At 72.8% G+C, this 15,406-nt stretch carries 14 protein-coding genes; 10 read left to right on the top strand and 4 right to left on the bottom strand.

What is annotated here, in order from left to right; all coding sequences use genetic code 11:
• Window positions 1-7: 7 nt before the first annotated feature.
• Complete coding sequence (locus EIY87_RS26865; RefSeq protein WP_125312654.1) at window positions 8-2,959, bottom strand: AAA family ATPase; 2,952 nt, start codon at window positions 2,957-2,959, stop codon at window positions 8-10.
• A complete protein-coding gene (locus EIY87_RS26860) occupies window positions 2,956-4,107 on the bottom strand; it encodes an exonuclease SbcCD subunit D (protein WP_191984280.1) in 1,152 nt (383 codons plus the stop codon). Before EIY87_RS26860 ends, EIY87_RS26865 begins: the two co-directional genes overlap by 4 nt.
• 222 nt (window positions 4,108-4,329) lie before the next feature.
• On the opposite strand from EIY87_RS26860, the gene EIY87_RS26855 reads away from it, so the two are divergent.
• A complete protein-coding gene (locus EIY87_RS26855) occupies window positions 4,330-5,244 on the top strand; it encodes a DNA recombination protein RmuC (protein ID WP_125312652.1) in 915 nt (304 codons plus the stop codon).
• 482 nt (window positions 5,245-5,726) lie between these two features.
• A complete protein-coding gene (locus tag EIY87_RS26850) occupies window positions 5,727-6,602 on the top strand; it encodes a DUF6542 domain-containing protein (protein WP_191984279.1) in 876 nt (291 codons plus the stop codon).
• 57 nt (window positions 6,603-6,659) lie between these two features.
• Here the strand turns inward: EIY87_RS26850 and EIY87_RS26845 are convergent, their stop codons facing one another.
• Complete coding sequence (locus EIY87_RS26845) at window positions 6,660-7,655, bottom strand: 4-hydroxy-3-methylbut-2-enyl diphosphate reductase (protein ID WP_191984278.1); 996 nt, start codon at window positions 7,653-7,655, stop codon at window positions 6,660-6,662.
• Between the two features lie 151 nt (window positions 7,656-7,806).
• Here EIY87_RS26845 and EIY87_RS26840 point away from each other — a divergent pair, with 151 nt between their 5' ends.
• The 6 genes from EIY87_RS26840 (at window position 7,807) to EIY87_RS26815 (ending at window position 12,287) form a co-directional block, all read left to right on the top strand.
• Window positions 7,807-8,544 (top strand): lipid droplet-associated protein, encoded by a 738-nt coding sequence (locus tag EIY87_RS26840; RefSeq protein WP_125312651.1) that lies wholly within the window; start codon window positions 7,807-7,809, stop codon window positions 8,542-8,544.
• Window positions 8,541-9,776: an exodeoxyribonuclease VII large subunit gene (gene xseA / locus EIY87_RS26835; RefSeq protein WP_125312650.1), complete on the top strand. Its 1,236-nt coding sequence runs from the start codon at window positions 8,541-8,543 to the stop codon at window positions 9,774-9,776. The genes EIY87_RS26840 and xseA overlap by 4 nt, the downstream gene beginning before the upstream one ends.
• Window positions 9,773-10,171, top strand: coding sequence for a hypothetical protein (locus EIY87_RS26830; protein WP_125312649.1), 399 nt, complete (start codon window positions 9,773-9,775; stop codon window positions 10,169-10,171). Before xseA ends, EIY87_RS26830 begins: the two co-directional genes overlap by 4 nt.
• Entirely contained in the window at window positions 10,168-10,395 is a 228-nt protein-coding gene (locus tag EIY87_RS26825) for an exodeoxyribonuclease VII small subunit (protein WP_125312648.1), read from the top strand. The genes EIY87_RS26830 and EIY87_RS26825 overlap by 4 nt, the downstream gene beginning before the upstream one ends.
• An 84-nt stretch (window positions 10,396-10,479) precedes the next feature.
• Complete coding sequence (gene glpX, locus EIY87_RS26820; RefSeq protein WP_166640553.1) at window positions 10,480-11,529, top strand: class II fructose-bisphosphatase; 1,050 nt, start codon at window positions 10,480-10,482, stop codon at window positions 11,527-11,529.
• 8 nt (window positions 11,530-11,537) lie between these two features.
• Window positions 11,538-12,287, top strand: coding sequence for a S1 family peptidase (locus EIY87_RS26815; protein ID WP_191984277.1), 750 nt, complete (start codon window positions 11,538-11,540; stop codon window positions 12,285-12,287).
• A 1-nt stretch (window position 12,288) separates the two neighbouring features.
• Here the strand turns inward: EIY87_RS26815 and EIY87_RS26810 are convergent, their stop codons facing one another.
• Window positions 12,289-13,278 carry an NAD(P)/FAD-dependent oxidoreductase gene (locus EIY87_RS26810; RefSeq protein WP_191984276.1) on the bottom strand — a complete coding sequence of 330 codons (990 nt, stop codon included), beginning with the start codon at window positions 13,276-13,278 and terminating at the stop codon, window positions 12,289-12,291.
• A 77-nt stretch (window positions 13,279-13,355) separates the two neighbouring features.
• Between EIY87_RS26810 and EIY87_RS26805 the strand changes: the two genes are divergently transcribed.
• Together EIY87_RS26805 and EIY87_RS26800 are read left to right on the top strand one after the other, a co-directional pair.
• Window positions 13,356-13,616 carry a hypothetical protein gene (locus EIY87_RS26805; RefSeq protein ID WP_125312646.1) on the top strand — a complete coding sequence of 87 codons (261 nt, stop codon included), beginning with the start codon at window positions 13,356-13,358 and terminating at the stop codon, window positions 13,614-13,616.
• A 334-nt stretch (window positions 13,617-13,950) separates the two neighbouring features.
• Window positions 13,951-15,348, top strand: coding sequence for a class II fumarate hydratase (locus EIY87_RS26800; protein WP_125312645.1), 1,398 nt, complete (start codon window positions 13,951-13,953; stop codon window positions 15,346-15,348).
• Window positions 15,349-15,406 lie beyond the last annotated feature (58 nt).

Raw genomic sequence — 15,406 nt, 5'->3', positions numbered from 1 at the left:
CGAGCGATCAGCCGGCGCGCACCTCCAATGTCGAGCCCGTGCGGGACTTGCGGACGCGCAACCGGGTCGGGATGCGCTGCCGCAGCTCCTCGACGTGCGACACGAGCCCGACCACCCGGCCGCCGGCGCGCAGCTCGTCGAGGATGTTCATCACGACGTCGAGCGTTTCGGCGTCCAGGGTGCCGAAGCCCTCGTCGACGAACAGCGTGTCGAGCAGCGCGCCGCCGGTTTCCCCGGCGACGACGTCGGCCAGCCCCAGCGCGAGGGCCAGCGACGCGAGGAACGACTCGCCGCCGGACAGCGTCTTCGCCGGGCGGATGGTGCCCGAATAGTCGTCCAGCACGTCGATGCCGAGCCCGCCGCGAGTGCCGCGCGCCCCGGCGGCGTCCGTGTGCACGAAGGAGTAGCGCCCCTGGCTCATCGTGCGCAGCCGGTGCGTCGCGGCGACCGCCACTTCCTCCAGCCGCGCCGCCAGCACGTACGACCGCAGCGACATCTTGCGGCTGTTCTGCCCGCGCCCGTTGACGACCTCCGCCAGCGCCCGCAGCTCGGCGTACGCCGCTTCGGCCGGCGCCAACCCGGCGAGCGCCTTCTTCAGCAGGCCGGCCAGCCGGGTCAGTTCCTCGTGCTGCGCGGTGGCCGCGCGCAGCGACGCGTACGCCGAATCGGCGCGCGCCCGCGCCAGCTCGGCCGCGTCGGCCGCGCGGTCGACGTCGGCGACGTCGTCCGGCGAGATCCCGAACAGGTCCGGCTCGGACAGCAGCGCCCGTGCCCCGGCTGCAGCGGCCTCGGCCTCGGCGATGCCCTGTTCGAGCTTCTCGATCTGCTCGTCCGGCAGCATGGCGGCCCGCGCCTTCTTCAGCGACGTGAACCCCTTCGCCTCGACCGCCAGCTCGACGAGCGAGCGTTGCTCGGCCACCCGTTCCCTGGCGCCGGCCACCGCCGTCCGGGCTTCGGCGACCGCTTCGAGGGCTTCGGCCAGGCCGATCAGGTGCGTACGCCGCGCCCCGACGTCCGCGAACCCGCCGCGGCCGGCGACCAGGCGGCGTTCGCGCTCGGCCAGCCGTTCTTCCAGCGCGCGGACGTCGGTCGTCGCCTCGGTCGCCGCCTGCTCCGCCTGCCGGCGGCGTTCGGTCCGCGCTTCGAGGTCACGCTCCAGGAGGACGACCTGCTGGCCCAGCTTCGCCTTCCCGGCCGCCTGCTCGGTCAGCGCCGCGACCGCCGAACGCGCCTCCGCCAGCTCGGCGGTGATCGACTCGGCCGTGCGCCCGGCCAGCCGTTCCACCAGGCCCGCCAGCCGCGCCTTCGCCTCTTCCAGCGCGACCACGACCCGCTGCCGCACCGCGTCCGCCGCTTGCTCGGCTTCTTCGGCGGCGCGCTCCTCCGCCGGGTCGACCAGCTCGACGTCCCGGTTCGCCTTCGCCGGGTGCTCCGCCGACCCGCACACCGGGCACGGCGCGCCGTCCGGCAGCGCGGCGGCCAGCTCGGCCGCCATCCCGTCGAGCCGCCGCTCCCGCAGGTCGAGCCGCCGTTGCCGGGCTTCCTGGTGCGCATCGACCACCTCGCGCAGCTTCGCTTCGCCCCGCCCGACTTTCGCTCGCGCTTCGGGCAGTTCGGCCGCGTCGCGCGCCACGGCCCTCAGCTCCTCGACCCGGGCACGGGCGCCGTCGAGCTTCGCCTCCGCTTCGGCCGCCGCGAGCGCGTCCGCGCGCAGCTTGGCCAGCTGACCGGGCAGCGCGGCCAGCTCGGCGGTCAGCTGCTCGACCTGCTGCTGGGCCGTGACGGCGGCCAGCTTCCGGTCGTCGCGCCGCATGACGTCGAGCTGCTGCTGCTCGGCTTCGGCGACCAGCTCGGCGACGGCTCCGGCCTCTTCCCGCGCGGCCGCCGCCCGTGCCTTCAGGTCGCCGGTCGCGCGGGTGCCGAATTCCCGCAGGTGCGCGCCACGGGCCTGCTCCACCCGCTCGGCCTCGGCGAGTTCGGCGGTCCGGCGGTCGAGCAGGTCGGCCTCGACGGCGACCCCGGCCGCGCGGCGGGCGGCCGCGACCTCCCGCGCCCACTCGGCCCGCTGCGGCGCCTGCTCGGTGATCTCGAGCAGCCGCAGGTGTGCGGTGCGGACGCGGCGGATCTTCTCCGCACCGGCGCGTTCTTCCTGCAGGAAAGCGTCCGCGCGCTGGGCGGCCGACCGCGCCCGCAATTCCTCGGCGGTGACCTGCCCGACGCGCTCTTCCGACGCGGCGAGCACCGCGCCGACCCACTCGGCGACGTCCGTCTCCGGTGGGTCCTGCTGGGCCTCCTGCGCGTACCTGGCCAGCAGCTCCCGCACGTCCCGCCGGCGGCCGTCCAGCTCGCGCCCGCGCTCGGCCCGCAGGTCGGCGAACCAGCGTTCGACGTCGGCGAAGCGCTCGGTGCCGAACAGCCGCTCGAGGAGCTTCTCGCGCTCGGCGGTGTCCGACCGCAGGAACCGGGCGAACTCGCCCTGCGGCAGCAGCACCACCTGGAAGAACTGCGCCGCGGTCATCCCGAGCAGCCGCTCGACCGTGCGTGCGACCTCCTCGATCCGGATCAGGCCCTCCGGGGCCAGCCCGGCGGGTGCGGTGCCGACCCAGCTCAGCGACACCCGGGCCTGCTGGGTGGTCGTGCCCTCGCCGCGCCGCTTCGGCCGCTGGTACTCCGGGTTCCGCACGATCTTCAGCCGGTGCCCCTGCACGGTGAGCTCCAGCGCGACCTCGGTGACCTGGTCGGGGTCGGCGAGGTCGCAGCGCAGCCGCTTGGCTTCGTTGCGGGCGCCGGGGACCACGCCGAACAACGCGAACGCGATCGCGTCGAGCAGCGTCGTCTTGCCCGCCCCGGTTTCGCCGTGCAGGAGGAAGAGGCCGTCGGCGCCGAGCACGTCGAAGTCGACGACTTCGCGTGCGCAGTACGGCCCGAAGGCTTCGACTTCCAGCCTGTGCAGCCTCATTTCGCGAGGGCCCCCCGGTCGGCCGCTTCCAGGGCCTTGAACAGGAGCCGCTCCTCGCTCTCGGTCGGCGGGGCGCCCCGGCAGTCGTCGAGGAAGCTGCGCGAGATCTCGATGTCGGACCGGCCGCGGACGGCTTCGGAGTAGCGCAGCGGGGCGCCGTCGTGGCCGCCGGCGGGCTCCCACTCCAGGTGGACCGCGTACGGGAACCGCTCGCGCAGGCGCCGCATCGCGTCCACCGGGCGGACGCGGTCGGTGACCGTGATCGAGAGGAAGTGCTCGAGGTGGACCTCGTGCGCCGGGTCCGCCAGGAGGTCCTCGATCTCGCCGGTGATCGTGGCGAGCACTCGCGGCACCGGCAGCTCGTGCCGGCGCACCTCGCCGAGCCCGCCGGCGTCCAGGTCGATCAGCCAGACGGATTTCCGTTGGCGCGCTTCGGAAAACGAGTACGCGAGCGGGCTGCCGGAGTAGCGGAGGTGCTCGGCGAGCGTCTGCGGGCCGTGGAGGTGGCCCAGCGCCACGTAGTCGACGCCGTCGAAGACCGAACCGGGTACCTGCTCGACCCCGCCGACCGCGATCGTCCGCTCGGAATCCGTCGGCTCGCCGCCGGTGACGAACGCGTGCGCGAGCACGATCGACCGCGTGCCCGGCCGGGTCGCGAGGTCCGCGCGGATCCGGCGCATGGCCTCGGTGAGCACGCCGGTGTGGCCGCGCGCCTCCGGCACGCCCAGCGCGTGCCGGGCCGGTTCCGGTTCCAGGTAGGGGATGCCGTAGACGGCCACCGGCCCGTGGTCGTCCTCGAACAGCACCGGTTCGGCCAGCCCGCCGACGGTGGTGCGCAGGTGCAGGCCGCCCGCCGCGGCGAACTCCGCGAAGGCGCCGAGCCGGGGCGCGGAGTCGTGGTTGCCGGGCGTGACGACCAGCTGGGCCCCGGCCGCGCGGATCCGGGCGACGGCCGCGGTGGCCACCCGGACGGCCTCGGCGGAAGGCACCGCGCGGTCGTAGATGTCGCCTGCCACCAGGACGGCGTCGATCGCCTCGCCGGCCACGAGGTCGGCGAGGTGCCCGAGCACCGCTTCCTGTTCCGCGAGCAGATCGGCGCCGTGGAACGTGCGCCCGACGTGCCAGTCGGAGGTGTGCAGGATTCTCACGGGGGCCAAGGTACGACCCGGGTCCGACGAAAACCCGGAGGCTCGCCGCCCGCTCACTCGAACGTGTGTACTAACACGAGCGTGCCGGATCGGACACGCCCTGTGCGGAATCGATGTGTTCGCAGGTCAGCTACCCAGAGCGACGGTTCGGGTGCGGTTTTTGTCGGTGGGGTCCGCCATGATGTCCCCGCGGTCCGATTCCGGCCGGAGGGAGGAGACGAAGTGGCGACAGTGCTGACCACCGCGGCGATCGTGCTGGCGGTCCTGCTGCTCGTCGCCGTCGCGGTGCTGTGGCGGCTGTACAACGACGGGATGCGCCGGGCGGACGCCGCGGCCCGGCTGGTGGCGGCCGAGCGCGCGAAGGCGGATCAGCAGCAGCTCGCGCTGCGGCGCTACGAGGTGGCGTTCGCGTCGATCAGCGGGCGCGGCGAGCTGGGCGAGCAGGTCCTGGTCGAGACGGCCCGCGCGCTCGGGCTGCGCGAAGACCTCCACTTCACGCTGCAGACGGACCTCGCGGGCGGTGGCGCGGCGAAACCGGACATGGTGCTGCGCGTGGGCGGCGGCCGCACGGTGCCGGTCGACGCGAAGGCGAGCATGGCGACGTGGTCGGAGGCGGTCGAGACCGACGACCCGGACGAGCGGATCGACGCGTTGCGCGCGCACGTGCGCCAGATCCGTTCGCGCGCGGCGGAGCTGGCGGGCAAGGGCTACCAGCGCTGGGCGGACGCGATCTACGGCACGATCATGTTCGTCCCCTCCGACGCGGCGGTGGTCGCGGCGCTGGACACCGACCCGGAGCTGCTGCGCTGGCTGATCGACCGCCGGGTCTTCCTGTGCGGCCCGACGGGCTTCGGCGTCCTGGCGTCGGCGGCCCTGTTCGCGGCGAGCGACCGCACCCTGGAGGCGGACGTCGAGCAGGTCCGGGCGGGGGCGGCGGCCGCCCACCGCGCGGCCGGCGGGGCGGTGGAGGCGCTGAACCTGTCGAGCACGCACCTCCAGCGGTTCCTGTCCGCCCGGCGACGGGAGCTGGAGGCGCTGGAGACGTTCCGGTCGACGGTGGCGCCGTTGTCGGAGGCGTCGGGCAGTCCGGCGCCGGTGCCGACGGTGCGGAAGGGGGACGAACTGGCGGCCAGCTGAGAATCCCCGCTCCGCCGGTACCGCGGCGGGCGGTGACGGTACGGGCTTCGGACGGCTTGAGGGCGGACGGGGTGGTTGGCGGTGCGAGCCTGCTTCGGCAGGGCGGGCTCTGCGGCTACCGGTCGCGTGAGCCACCGGCGGCCGGGCAGGTCTGCGGCTACCGGTCGTGTGAGCCAGCGGCGACCGGGCGAGTCTGCGGCTGCCCTCCGACCCGACGGCTCGGCACCGGACCACCCGGCCGAGGCGGCACCGGCGAGCTGCTCGGCCGCCGCGTGACCAGGCGCGATCGGCGGGCGTCCGTGCCGCCGACACCGGACCACGCGCCTCCGGGACCGGTCACCCGAACACTCGTGGCGAAGGTCGGCACCACCGTCACCGTCCGCTTCCGCTCGGCTGCCGGGTCAGGCTGCCGGGTGGCTGTCGGCCCACGTCGGCGGCGGTGCTGGCAAGATCTTCACAACCACGAGATACGGTGTTGCCCTGTGACCGCGATTCGCGATCGCCAGAGCGATCCAGATGCCGACGACATCCCCGTGCCGTGGGATGAGCGTCCTGTCGTCGGTTCGAGGCGCGGACTGCCCTGGTGGGCGGCGGTCCTGGTCGGCCTCGGCCTGGCCATCGTGGGCGCCCTCCTCGGCAAGCCGAGCCAGGCGAACATCCCGGTGGTCTTCATCGTCTGCTTCATCGCCGGGGCCGTGATCGCGGTCTGCGCGGTGCGGCGGCGGGGGCTGTTCGGGCCGATGGTGATGCCGCCGCTCGTGCTGGCCGTCACCGTGCCCGGCGTGATCCTGCTGACCTCCGGGTCGCAGGGCGACGACCTGCTGTCGAAGGCACTGAACATCGGCAGCCCGCTGATCAACAGCTTCCCCATGATGGCCATCACCACCGGCATCACGCTGCTGATCGGCTTCGTCCGCATCTTCCGCGAGCGCGACCCGGACGCCTCGAAGAAGGGCAAGGCCGACCGGCGCCCCGACGAGGACGACGAGCAGCCCCGCCCGGCCCGGCAGCGGCCGGCGGGAGCGAACCGGACCGGTCAGACGCCCGTGCCGCCGCGACGTGGCCGGGAAGGTGAGCCGCCGAGGCGGCCGCGGCCGCCCGCCGAGGGTGACCGCCGTGCGCCGCGCCCGCCCGCGGACCGTGACCCGCGGGGTGCGCGGAAGCCGCCGCCGGCCAACCGGCGGCCGCGGCCGGAAGATGCCGACCCGCGCCGTCGCGAGCCTCGCGGGGACACTCCGCGGCGTCGTCCGCGGCCGCCCGCCGAAGACGGCCGGGACGCGCCGCCGCCTCGCCGGTCGGCCGGGGGGCGGGGTGCGCCGCCGCGGCGGAACCGTCCCTGGGACGGCGAAGAGCGCTGAACAGCAGAAACGGCGGTTGCCCCGGTAAGGAGGCAACCGCCGTTTCTCGTCAGTACCTCAGACCTTGCGCAGTTCCTTGGGCGGCGCGAAGGTGATCTTCTCGTTGGCCGTCGTGACCTCGTTGACGTCGCCGTAGCCGCGCTCGGCCAGCCACTCCAGCAGCTGCATGACCAGCTCGTCCGGCACCGACGCCCCGGACGTCACGCCCACCGTCGTCACCCCGGACAGCCACGCCTCGTCGACCTCGTGCGCGAAGTCGACCAGGTACGACGCCCGCGCGCCGGCCTTCAGCGCCACCTCGACCAGGCGCTTCGAGTTGGACGAGTTCGTCGACCCGACCACCAGCACCAGGTCGCACTCGGCGGCCATCGCCTTGACCGCGACCTGGCGGTTCGTCGTCGCGTAGCAGATGTCGTCGCTCGGCGGGTCCGCCAAACCCGGGAAGCGCTCGCGGAGCTGGTCGACGCGCTCCATCGTCTCGTCGACCGACAGGGTCGTCTGGGACAGCCAGATGACCTTCGACGGGTCGCGCACCTCGACCTTGTCGACGTCCTCGGCCTTGTCGACCAGCTGGACCTTGTCGGGCGCCTCGCCGGCCGTGCCCTCGACCTCTTCGTGGCCCTCGTGGCCGATCAGCAGGATGTCGTAGTCGTCCTTCGCGAACCGGTTGACCTCCTTGTGCACCTTCGTCACCAGGGGGCAGGTCGCGTCGATCGTGCGCAGGTTCCGGTCCGCGGCCTCCTGGTGCACCATCGGCGAAACGCCGTGGGCGGAGAACACCACGAGCGCGCCTTCGGGCACCTCGGAGGTCTCGTCGACGAAGATCGCGCCGCGCTCGCGCAGCGTCTCGACCACGTGCTTGTTGTGCACGATCTCCTTGCGGACGTACACCGGGGCGCCGTAGACCTCGAGGGCCTTCTCGACGGCGATCACCGCCCGGTCCACGCCCGCGCAGTAACCACGCGGTTTGGCGAGCAGCACCCGCTTGCCGGAAGCGGTTCCGGTGATCGTCGGGGTACCCGCGGGCTCGATTCCGGGACTCGCTGAACTCATGGCACCCAGGGTACGGGCAGGCCGGAGGCGAACTCGAAGTCCCTTTCGGGTGAGCTTCGTCCCCCTTACGAGCTGTGCCCGGGGTCACGCAACGCGGCCGGTTCCACCCGTTCGGTTGGGCAGTTCGGCGTAGATGCGGCAGGCTGGACGCATGAAGCCATTCCCGCTCCCCCTCCGGGTCGCCGCGGGCCTCGCCGTCTCCACCGCCGAGCGGGTTCGTGACCTCCCCCGCCAGCTCGCCGGGCTCCCGGTGACCGTGGTCAGCCAGGTGCTGCAGGCCTCCATGCGGGTCCAGCAGCACGTCACCGAGCTGGCGATCAAGGGCGACAACGCGCTCTCGAGCCTCCGCCCGGTCGAGGACACGCCGAGCTGGGCGACGTTCGACGAAGACCTCGACGTCACGCCGCAGCGGCCGAACCTGACGACGGTCGCCGACGTGCCGGAACCCCGTTCGGAACTGAACGGTCACCCTGGGTCACTTTCCGATCTCGAAGCGGAACTGGGTGATCCGTGGGCCGCCGAAGAGCGCGCGCTCGCCGAGAGCCACGCCGACGGCGAGAACGACGCCTCGGAGGACAACAAGCCGCGGCCGGGCACGCCCAAGCTCGACAAGAAGGCCAAGGACGAGGTGCCGCGGACCAGCGCCGGCGGGTACGACGGCCCGGCCGGGCTGACCGGCTACGACCAGCTCACCCTGCCGCAGCTGCGGGCCCGCTTGCGCCAGCTGTCGATCCCGCAGCTCGAGACGATCCTCGAGTACGAGCGCGCGAACGCGGACCGCTCGTCGTTCACCGGGATGCTGTCGCGGCGGATCGCCAACGCGCGCAAGGCCGAGCGAGCCGGTTCCGAGCCGCCCGAAGAACCCGGCGACGGCGCGGAAGGCCAGTGACCGATACCGAAGCGAGCACCGCCGAGAAGCCGTGGCCGGTGCGCACAGTCGCGCGCAAGATCGGCGACTGGATCCACCGCCTCGGCGCCGTCTGGGTCGAAGGCCAGGTCACGCAGGTCAGCTCCCGCCCGAACACGCAGACGGCGTTCCTCACCCTGCGCGACCCGTCCGCGGACGTCTCGATGTCGGTGACCTGCCCGAACTGGCTGATCCGCGAGATGGAGCCGCCGCTGCGCGAAGGCGCGAGCGTCGTGGTGCACGCGAAGCCGTCGTTCTTCTTCGGCCGCGGCACGATCAGCCTGCGCGCCGACCAGATCCGCGCGGTCGGCATCGGTGAGCTGCTGGCCCGGATCGAGCGCCTCAAGAAGCTCCTGACGGCCGAAGGCCTCTTCTCGGCCCAGCGCAAGCGGCCGATCCCGTTCCTGCCGAAGGGCGTCGGGCTGATCACCGGGCGCGCGTCGGCGGCCGAGCGGGACGTATTGGCCAACGCGCAGGGCCGGTGGCCGCACGTCCGGATCAAGGTGCTCAACACGGCCGTGCAGGGCTCGCAGGCCGTCCCGCAGGTCATGCGCGCGCTGCGGATCTTCGACGCCGACCCCGAGATCGACGTCATCGTGATCGCCCGCGGCGGCGGCAGCGTCGAGGACCTGCTGCCGTTCTCCGACGAGGCGCTCTGCCGCGCGGTGTCGGCCGCGGGCACGCCGGTGGTCAGCGCGATCGGGCACGAGCCGGACACGCCGCTGCTGGACTACGTCGCCGACCTGCGCTGCTCGACGCCGACCGACGCCGGCAAGCGGATCGTCCCGGACCTGCGCGAGGAGACCGAGCGCGTCCGGCAGATGCGCGACCGCGGGCGCCGCGCCCTGCACGGCTGGGTCGACACGCAGACCCGGCTGCTGAACCAGATCCGCAGCCGCCCGGCGCTGGCCGATCCGCTCGGACCGGTCCAGCGGCGCCAGGACGACGTCGACGTCCACCGCGAACGCGCGCGCCGCGCCATGCTGACTCTGCTGGCCAAGGACCAGGCCGAGATCGCGAGCGCGCGGGCCCGGCTCACCGCGCTCGGCCCGGCCGCGACGCTGGCCCGCGGGTACGCGGTCGTGCAGTTCGTCGACGCCGAAGGCAACCTCCAGGTACTCCGCTCCGTCTCCGAGGTCGAGGCCGGTGCCCAGCTGCGCGTGCGCGTGGGCGACGGTGCGATCGGCGCGGTGGCGGAAGGGGCCAAGGAGTGAGAGCGACGTTCCTCCCGCTCACGGTGGACGCGGCCCGGCGCCTGGGCGCGCGGCCGCTGCTGGACCAGGCGGTGCGCACCGACCGGGCCGCCGCCGAGTGCTGGACGGCGCTGCTCGCCGGCTGCCACAGCGCCGGCCGGCGTGACCTGGGCCCGCAGCTGCGCCGGCTGTCCGAAGCGACGTCGATGCAGGTCGGTTCGCGCTGGTGGTTCGCCGAGGGCGCCGGGCACCGCAAGCGCGTGGCCGGCGCCCAGGAGAACCTCGAAGAGGCGATCGCGGACGGTGACGGCCAGGAGTTCGCCCTCGCCTTCGTCGGGTACGACCACGCCATGGCCAGCGCGGTAGTGTGCGCGAACAGCGTGGAAGCCCGGAAGGTCGGAGAGCACCGAGCGTGAGTGAAGCAGCCAGCGGGGAACTCGGCTACGAGCAGGCCCGCGACCGCCTCGTCGAGGTCGTCCGCGAGCTCGAGGCCGGTGGCCTGTCCCTCGAGCAGTCGCTCGCGTTGTGGGAGAAGGGCGAGAAGCTCGCGAAGGTCTGTGAGCGCCATCTCGAAGGCGCGCGCGAGCGCATCGAGGCTGCTCTGGCGTCCGTGGAGGACGAAACCGGCGACGGTCAGTGACGTTTGCCATGTTCTGAGCATCGGGAAACCGGACAGGGATCTGACAGACTGAGCACCCGCCAGTTCCACGATCCGGGAGGCCTGATGTCCACCGAGCCGCGTCGTCGTGAAGCACCCGACCGCAACCTCGCGATGGAGCTGGTCCGGGTGACCGAAGCCGCCGCCATGGCCGCCGGTCGCTGGGTCGGCCGCGGCGACAAGATCGGCGGGGACGGCGCGGCCGTCGACGCGATGCGCCAGCTCGTCTCGACCGTGTCGATGCGCGGTGTCGTCGTGATCGGCGAGGGCGAGAAGGACGAAGCCCCGATGCTGTTCAACGGCGAAGAGGTCGGCAACGGCGACGGCCCGGACTGCGACGTCGCGGTCGACCCGGTCGACGGCACCACCCTGATGGCCAAGGGCATGCCGAACGCGCTCGCGGTCCTCGCGGTCGCCGAGCGCGGCGCGATGTTCGACCCGTCCGCGGTGTTCTACATGGAGAAGCTGGCCGTCGGGCCCGAAGCCGCGGGCAAGGTCGAGCTCGGCGCGCCGATCGCGGAGAACATCCGCCGCGTCGCCAAGGCGAAGAACAGCAGCGTCGGCGACGTCACCGTGTGCATCCTGGACCGCCCGCGCCACGAGCAGATCATCAAGGAGGTCCGCGAGGCCGGCGCGCGGATCCGCTTCATCTCCGACGGCGACGTCGCGGGCGCGATCGCCGCGGCCCGCCCGACCACCGGTGTCGACATGCTGATCGGCATCGGCGGCACCCCCGAAGGCATCATCGCGGCCTGCGCCATGAAGTGCCTCGGCGGCGAGCTGCAGGGCCGGCTGTGGCCGAAGGACGACGCCGAGCGCGAGAAGGCCATCGCCGCCGGGCACGACCTGGACCGCGTGCTGCTCAACGACGACCTCGTGCGCGGCGACAACGTCTTCTTCTGCGCCACCGGCGTCACCGACGGCGACCTGCTGCGCGGCGTCCACTACCGCGAGGGCGGGGCGACGACGCAGTCCATCGTGATGCGGTCCAAGTCCGGGACCGTCAGAATGATCGACGGTTACCACCGGCTCACGAAGCTGCGGGCGTACTCCTCGGTCAACTTCGACGGCCACCTGGACACGCCCGACGACGACGTCGTGCCCCCGCTGCCGTAAGGAGATCCGTGCCCAGGCGACTGCTGGTCCTGCTGGTTCTGGTGTTCGCCCTGGTCCCCGCCACCGCGTCGGCCGACCCCGCCATCGTCGGGGGCGGCGACGCCGATCAGCCGTACCCGTTCGCGGTGTCGCTGCACTCCTCGACCGGGAAGCTGTTCTGCGCCGGCGCGCTGATCGCCCCCACCTGGGTGGTCACCGCCGCGCACTGCGCGTTCGACAAGTCCCCGTCCGCGGTGTCGGTGCGGGCGGGGACGAACGACGCGGGTGAGGGCGGCGAAGTCGCCAAGCTCGCCGCGATCGTCGTGAATCCCGCGTTCAACACCCAGAGCCCGGCGGGCGACATCGCGCTGCTGCGGCTGGCGACGCCGGTCAAGGCGGCCCCGGTCGGGCTGGCGACGGCGGCGGCGCCGGGCACCGCGACCCGCATCCTGGGCTGGGGCCAGACGTGCCCGAAGCTGAACTGCGGCCAGGTGCCGAAGACGCTGCAGCAGCTCGACACGCACATCGTCGAAGGCGCGAAGTGCACGTCGGTGTTCGACGGCACGGCCGAGCTGTGCACGGACAACCCCGGCGGCAAGTCCGGAGCGTGCTTCGGCGACTCCGGCGGCCCCGAGATCGTCCGCGACGGCGACCACTGGTCGCTCGTCGGCGTGACCAGCCGGCCGGGCAACGACAACCCGGAATGCGCGACGGCGCCGTCGATCTACACGTCCGTAGTCGCGTACGCACCGTGGATCGCGGAGAAGACGAAGGCCTGAACTACTCGGCGTTGCTCGAATGCCCGGGGAACAGGTGGGCGTCCGGGTCGAGCGCGACGGCGATGTTGTTGACGGCCGTCGCGGCCTCGCCGAACCCGGTCGCGATCAGCTTTACCTTCCCGGGGTACGCGGCGACGTCGCCGGCGGCGTAGACCCGTTCGCGCGCGGTCGCCATGGTCGAGTCGACGGCGATGGCGCGGTGGTCGATCTCCAGGCCCCAGCTCTCGATCGGCCCGAGGTCGGCGGTGAACCCGAGCGCCGCGACGACCGCGTTGGCCGGCAGCCGCTCGTCATCGGCGCCCTTGATCGAGACGTCGACCGCTTCGAGCGCGCCACTCTCGTTTTCGACGAACCGCGTGACCTCGGCGTCGGTGATGATCCGGGTCCCGAGCTCGCGCGCCTGCCGGACGATGGACTCGGCGGCGCGGAACTTGGCGCGGCGGTGCACGAGGGTCACGCTCGCGGCGACCGGGTGCAGCGCGAGGATCCAGTCGAAGGCCGAGTCCCCGCCGCCGACGACCACGACGTGCTGCCCGGCGTGCGCCTGCAGCGACGGGACGAAGTGGACCATGCCGCGGCCGAGCCAGCCGTCGCCGGCGGGCAGCGGGCGCGGGGTGAACTCGCCGATGCCCGCGGTGATCAGCACGGCGCCCGCGCGCAGGGTTTCGCCGCCGTCCAAGGTCAGTTCGACACCGTCCGCCACACTTTCGAGCTTTTCGGCCTTGCGGCCCAGCAGGTACTTCGGCTGCCACGGCGCGGCCTGCTTGACCAGGCCGTCGATCAGGTCGCGCCCGCGGACCTCGGCGAACCCGCCGACGTCGTAGATCATCTTCTCGGGGTACATCGCGGTGACCTGGCCGCCGGGCTCGGGCAGCGAGTCGACCACCGCCATCGAGAGGCCGCGGAACCCGGCGTAGTAGGCGGCGAACAGGCCGGTCGGGCCCGCGCCGATGATCACGAGGTCGTACGCGTCCCCAGGAACTTCAGTCATGCTCGCTCCAGCCAGTGGTGGATGGCGGTGATCGAGAACACATTCGATCCTAGCCGGATCGGAGTTCACTCGACGACGTGCGACACCGCCGTCCTGACGACCGTCGCCCGCCGTGGGGCGTGCGGCGGACGGTGCTGAGCGCGGCCGCAGCGGTCGTGCTGCTCCTCGGCTGGTTCGCGCTGGCCGTCCGGCTCGCGCTGCCGTCGGCCGAGGCGGAAGGTCTCGTGTTCTTCGTGGCCGTGTCCTTCGTGCTCCTGCTGGTGTTCGGCCGCTGGCCGGCCCGGCTGGGCGCGTTGCTCGTGCTGCCGGTGCTCGCGGTCCTGCCCGGCGCTGGGTGACGGAATCCTGCTCTCGCGGGGGAAGCAGGTCCGAGCCGCGGTAATCACCGAAGCGCTCACCAGCGCGGAGTGGGCCTCGGTGCTCGATCCACAGCCTCGCGCGGTTGTGGACAACTCGGCGGCCCGGCGCCGCGAACACCGGGTGTTGCCGGTGGTCACCGATAGACTGGCCAAGGGGACGCCCCCCAGGGACGGGCGGGGGCTGGTCCCCGGCGGCCCGCAGCTGTCTCCACGTCACGTTCGCTTGTCCGCCAGGCCGGTCCGCGAACCCGGACGGCGCAGGGTGCGCAACGCCACCACGCGGTGACTCGCGAACAGGTCCAGAATCGGAGTCATGGCTGATCAGGAATACCGGATCGAACACGACACCATGGGCGAGGTCCGCGTGCCTGCCGACGCGCTCTACCGCGCGCAGACCCAGCGGGCCGTCGAGAACTTCCCCATCTCCGGCCGGGGCCTGGAGCGCGCCCAGATCCGCGCGCTCGGCCTGCTCAAGGCCGCTGCCGCGCGCGTGAACCAGAAGCTGGGCGTGCTCGACGCCGACGTCGCGGAGGCCATCGCCAAGGCCGCCGACGAGGTCGCCGAGGGCGCGCACGACGCCCACTTCCCGATCGACGTCTTCCAGACCGGCTCGGGCACGTCCTCGAACATGAACGCCAACGAGGTCATCGCCACCCTCGCCACCCGGGCCCTCGGCCGGGACGTGCACCCGAACGACCACGTCAACGCGTCGCAGTCGTCGAACGACACCTTCCCGACCACCATCCACGTCGCCGCGACCGAAGCCGTGCTCAAGGACGTCATCCCGGCGCTCGAGTACCTCGCCGGCGCCATCGAGGTCCGCGCCGCCGAGTGGGCCGACGTCGTCAAGTCCGGGCGCACGCACCTGATGGACGCCGTGCCCATCACGCTCGGCCAGGAGGCCGGCGCGTGGGCGTCCCAGGTCCGGTTCGGCGTCGAGCGGCTGAAGTCGGGGCTGCCGCGGCTGGGCGAGCTGCCGATCGGCGGCACCGCCGTCGGGTCCGGCCTCAACGCGCCGGACGGCTTCGGCGCGAGCGTCGCCGCCGAACTCGCGACGGTGACCGGGCTGCCGCTGACCGAGGCCCGCGACCACTTCGAGGCACAGGCCACTCAGGACAGCGTCGTCGAGACGTCCGGGCACCTGCGCACGATCGCCGTGTCGCTCAACAAGATCGCGAACGACCTGCGCTGGCTGGGTTCCGGCCCGCGCACCGGCCTCGCCGAGCTGGCGCTGCCGGACCTGCAGCCGGGCTCGTCGATCATGCCGGGCAAGGTGAACCCGGTGATCCCGGAGGCGACGCTGCAGGTCGTCGCGCAGGTGATCGGCAACGACGCGGCCGTCGCGTTCGCGGGCGCCGCGGGGAACTTCCAGCTGAACGTCAACCTGCCGGTGATCGCGCGGAACGTCCTCGAATCGGCGCGCCTGCTCGCGGCCGTCTCGCGGCTGCTGGCGGACAAGGTCTTCGACGGCGTGAAAGCCAACGCGGACCGCGCCCGCGCGTACGCCGAGGGTTCGCCGTCGATCGTGACGCCGCTGAACAAGTACATCGGTTACGAAGAAGCCGCCGCGGTCGCGAAGCAGGCCTTGAAGGAGCTGAAGACGATCCGCGAGGTCGTCATCGAGCGCGGGTACGTCAAGGACGGCAAGCTGACCGAAGCCCAGCTCGACGAAGCCCTCGACGTCCTCCGCATGGCCCGCGGCGGCAAGTGAAATTCCCGTGAGGTGACGCATCTTTCCTAGGGAAAGTGCGTCGGCGGGCCCTCGAGAC

This window comes from Amycolatopsis eburnea, assembly GCF_003937945.1.
GTDB lineage: Bacteria > Actinomycetota > Actinomycetes > Mycobacteriales > Pseudonocardiaceae > Amycolatopsis > Amycolatopsis eburnea.
This window is presented reverse-complemented; position numbering and strand designations above follow the sequence as displayed.

Bases quoted from the DNA above. Each gene is read 5' to 3' on its own strand.
- EIY87_RS26865 (WP_125312654.1), bottom strand. From the start codon at position 2,959: ATGAGGCTGCACAGGCTGGAAGTCGAAGCCTTCGGGCCGTACTGCGCA.
- EIY87_RS26845 (WP_191984278.1), bottom strand. From the start codon at position 7,655: ATGAGTTCAGCGAGTCCCGGAATCGAGCCCGCGGGTACCCCGACGATC.
- EIY87_RS26840 (WP_125312651.1), top strand. From the start codon at position 7,807: ATGAAGCCATTCCCGCTCCCCCTCCGGGTCGCCGCGGGCCTCGCCGTC.
- glpX (WP_166640553.1), top strand. From the start codon at position 10,480: ATGTCCACCGAGCCGCGTCGTCGTGAAGCACCCGACCGCAACCTCGCG.
- EIY87_RS26810 (WP_191984276.1), bottom strand. From the start codon at position 13,278: ATGACTGAAGTTCCTGGGGACGCGTACGACCTCGTGATCATCGGCGCG.
- EIY87_RS26800 (WP_125312645.1), top strand. From the start codon at position 13,951: ATGGCTGATCAGGAATACCGGATCGAACACGACACCATGGGCGAGGTC.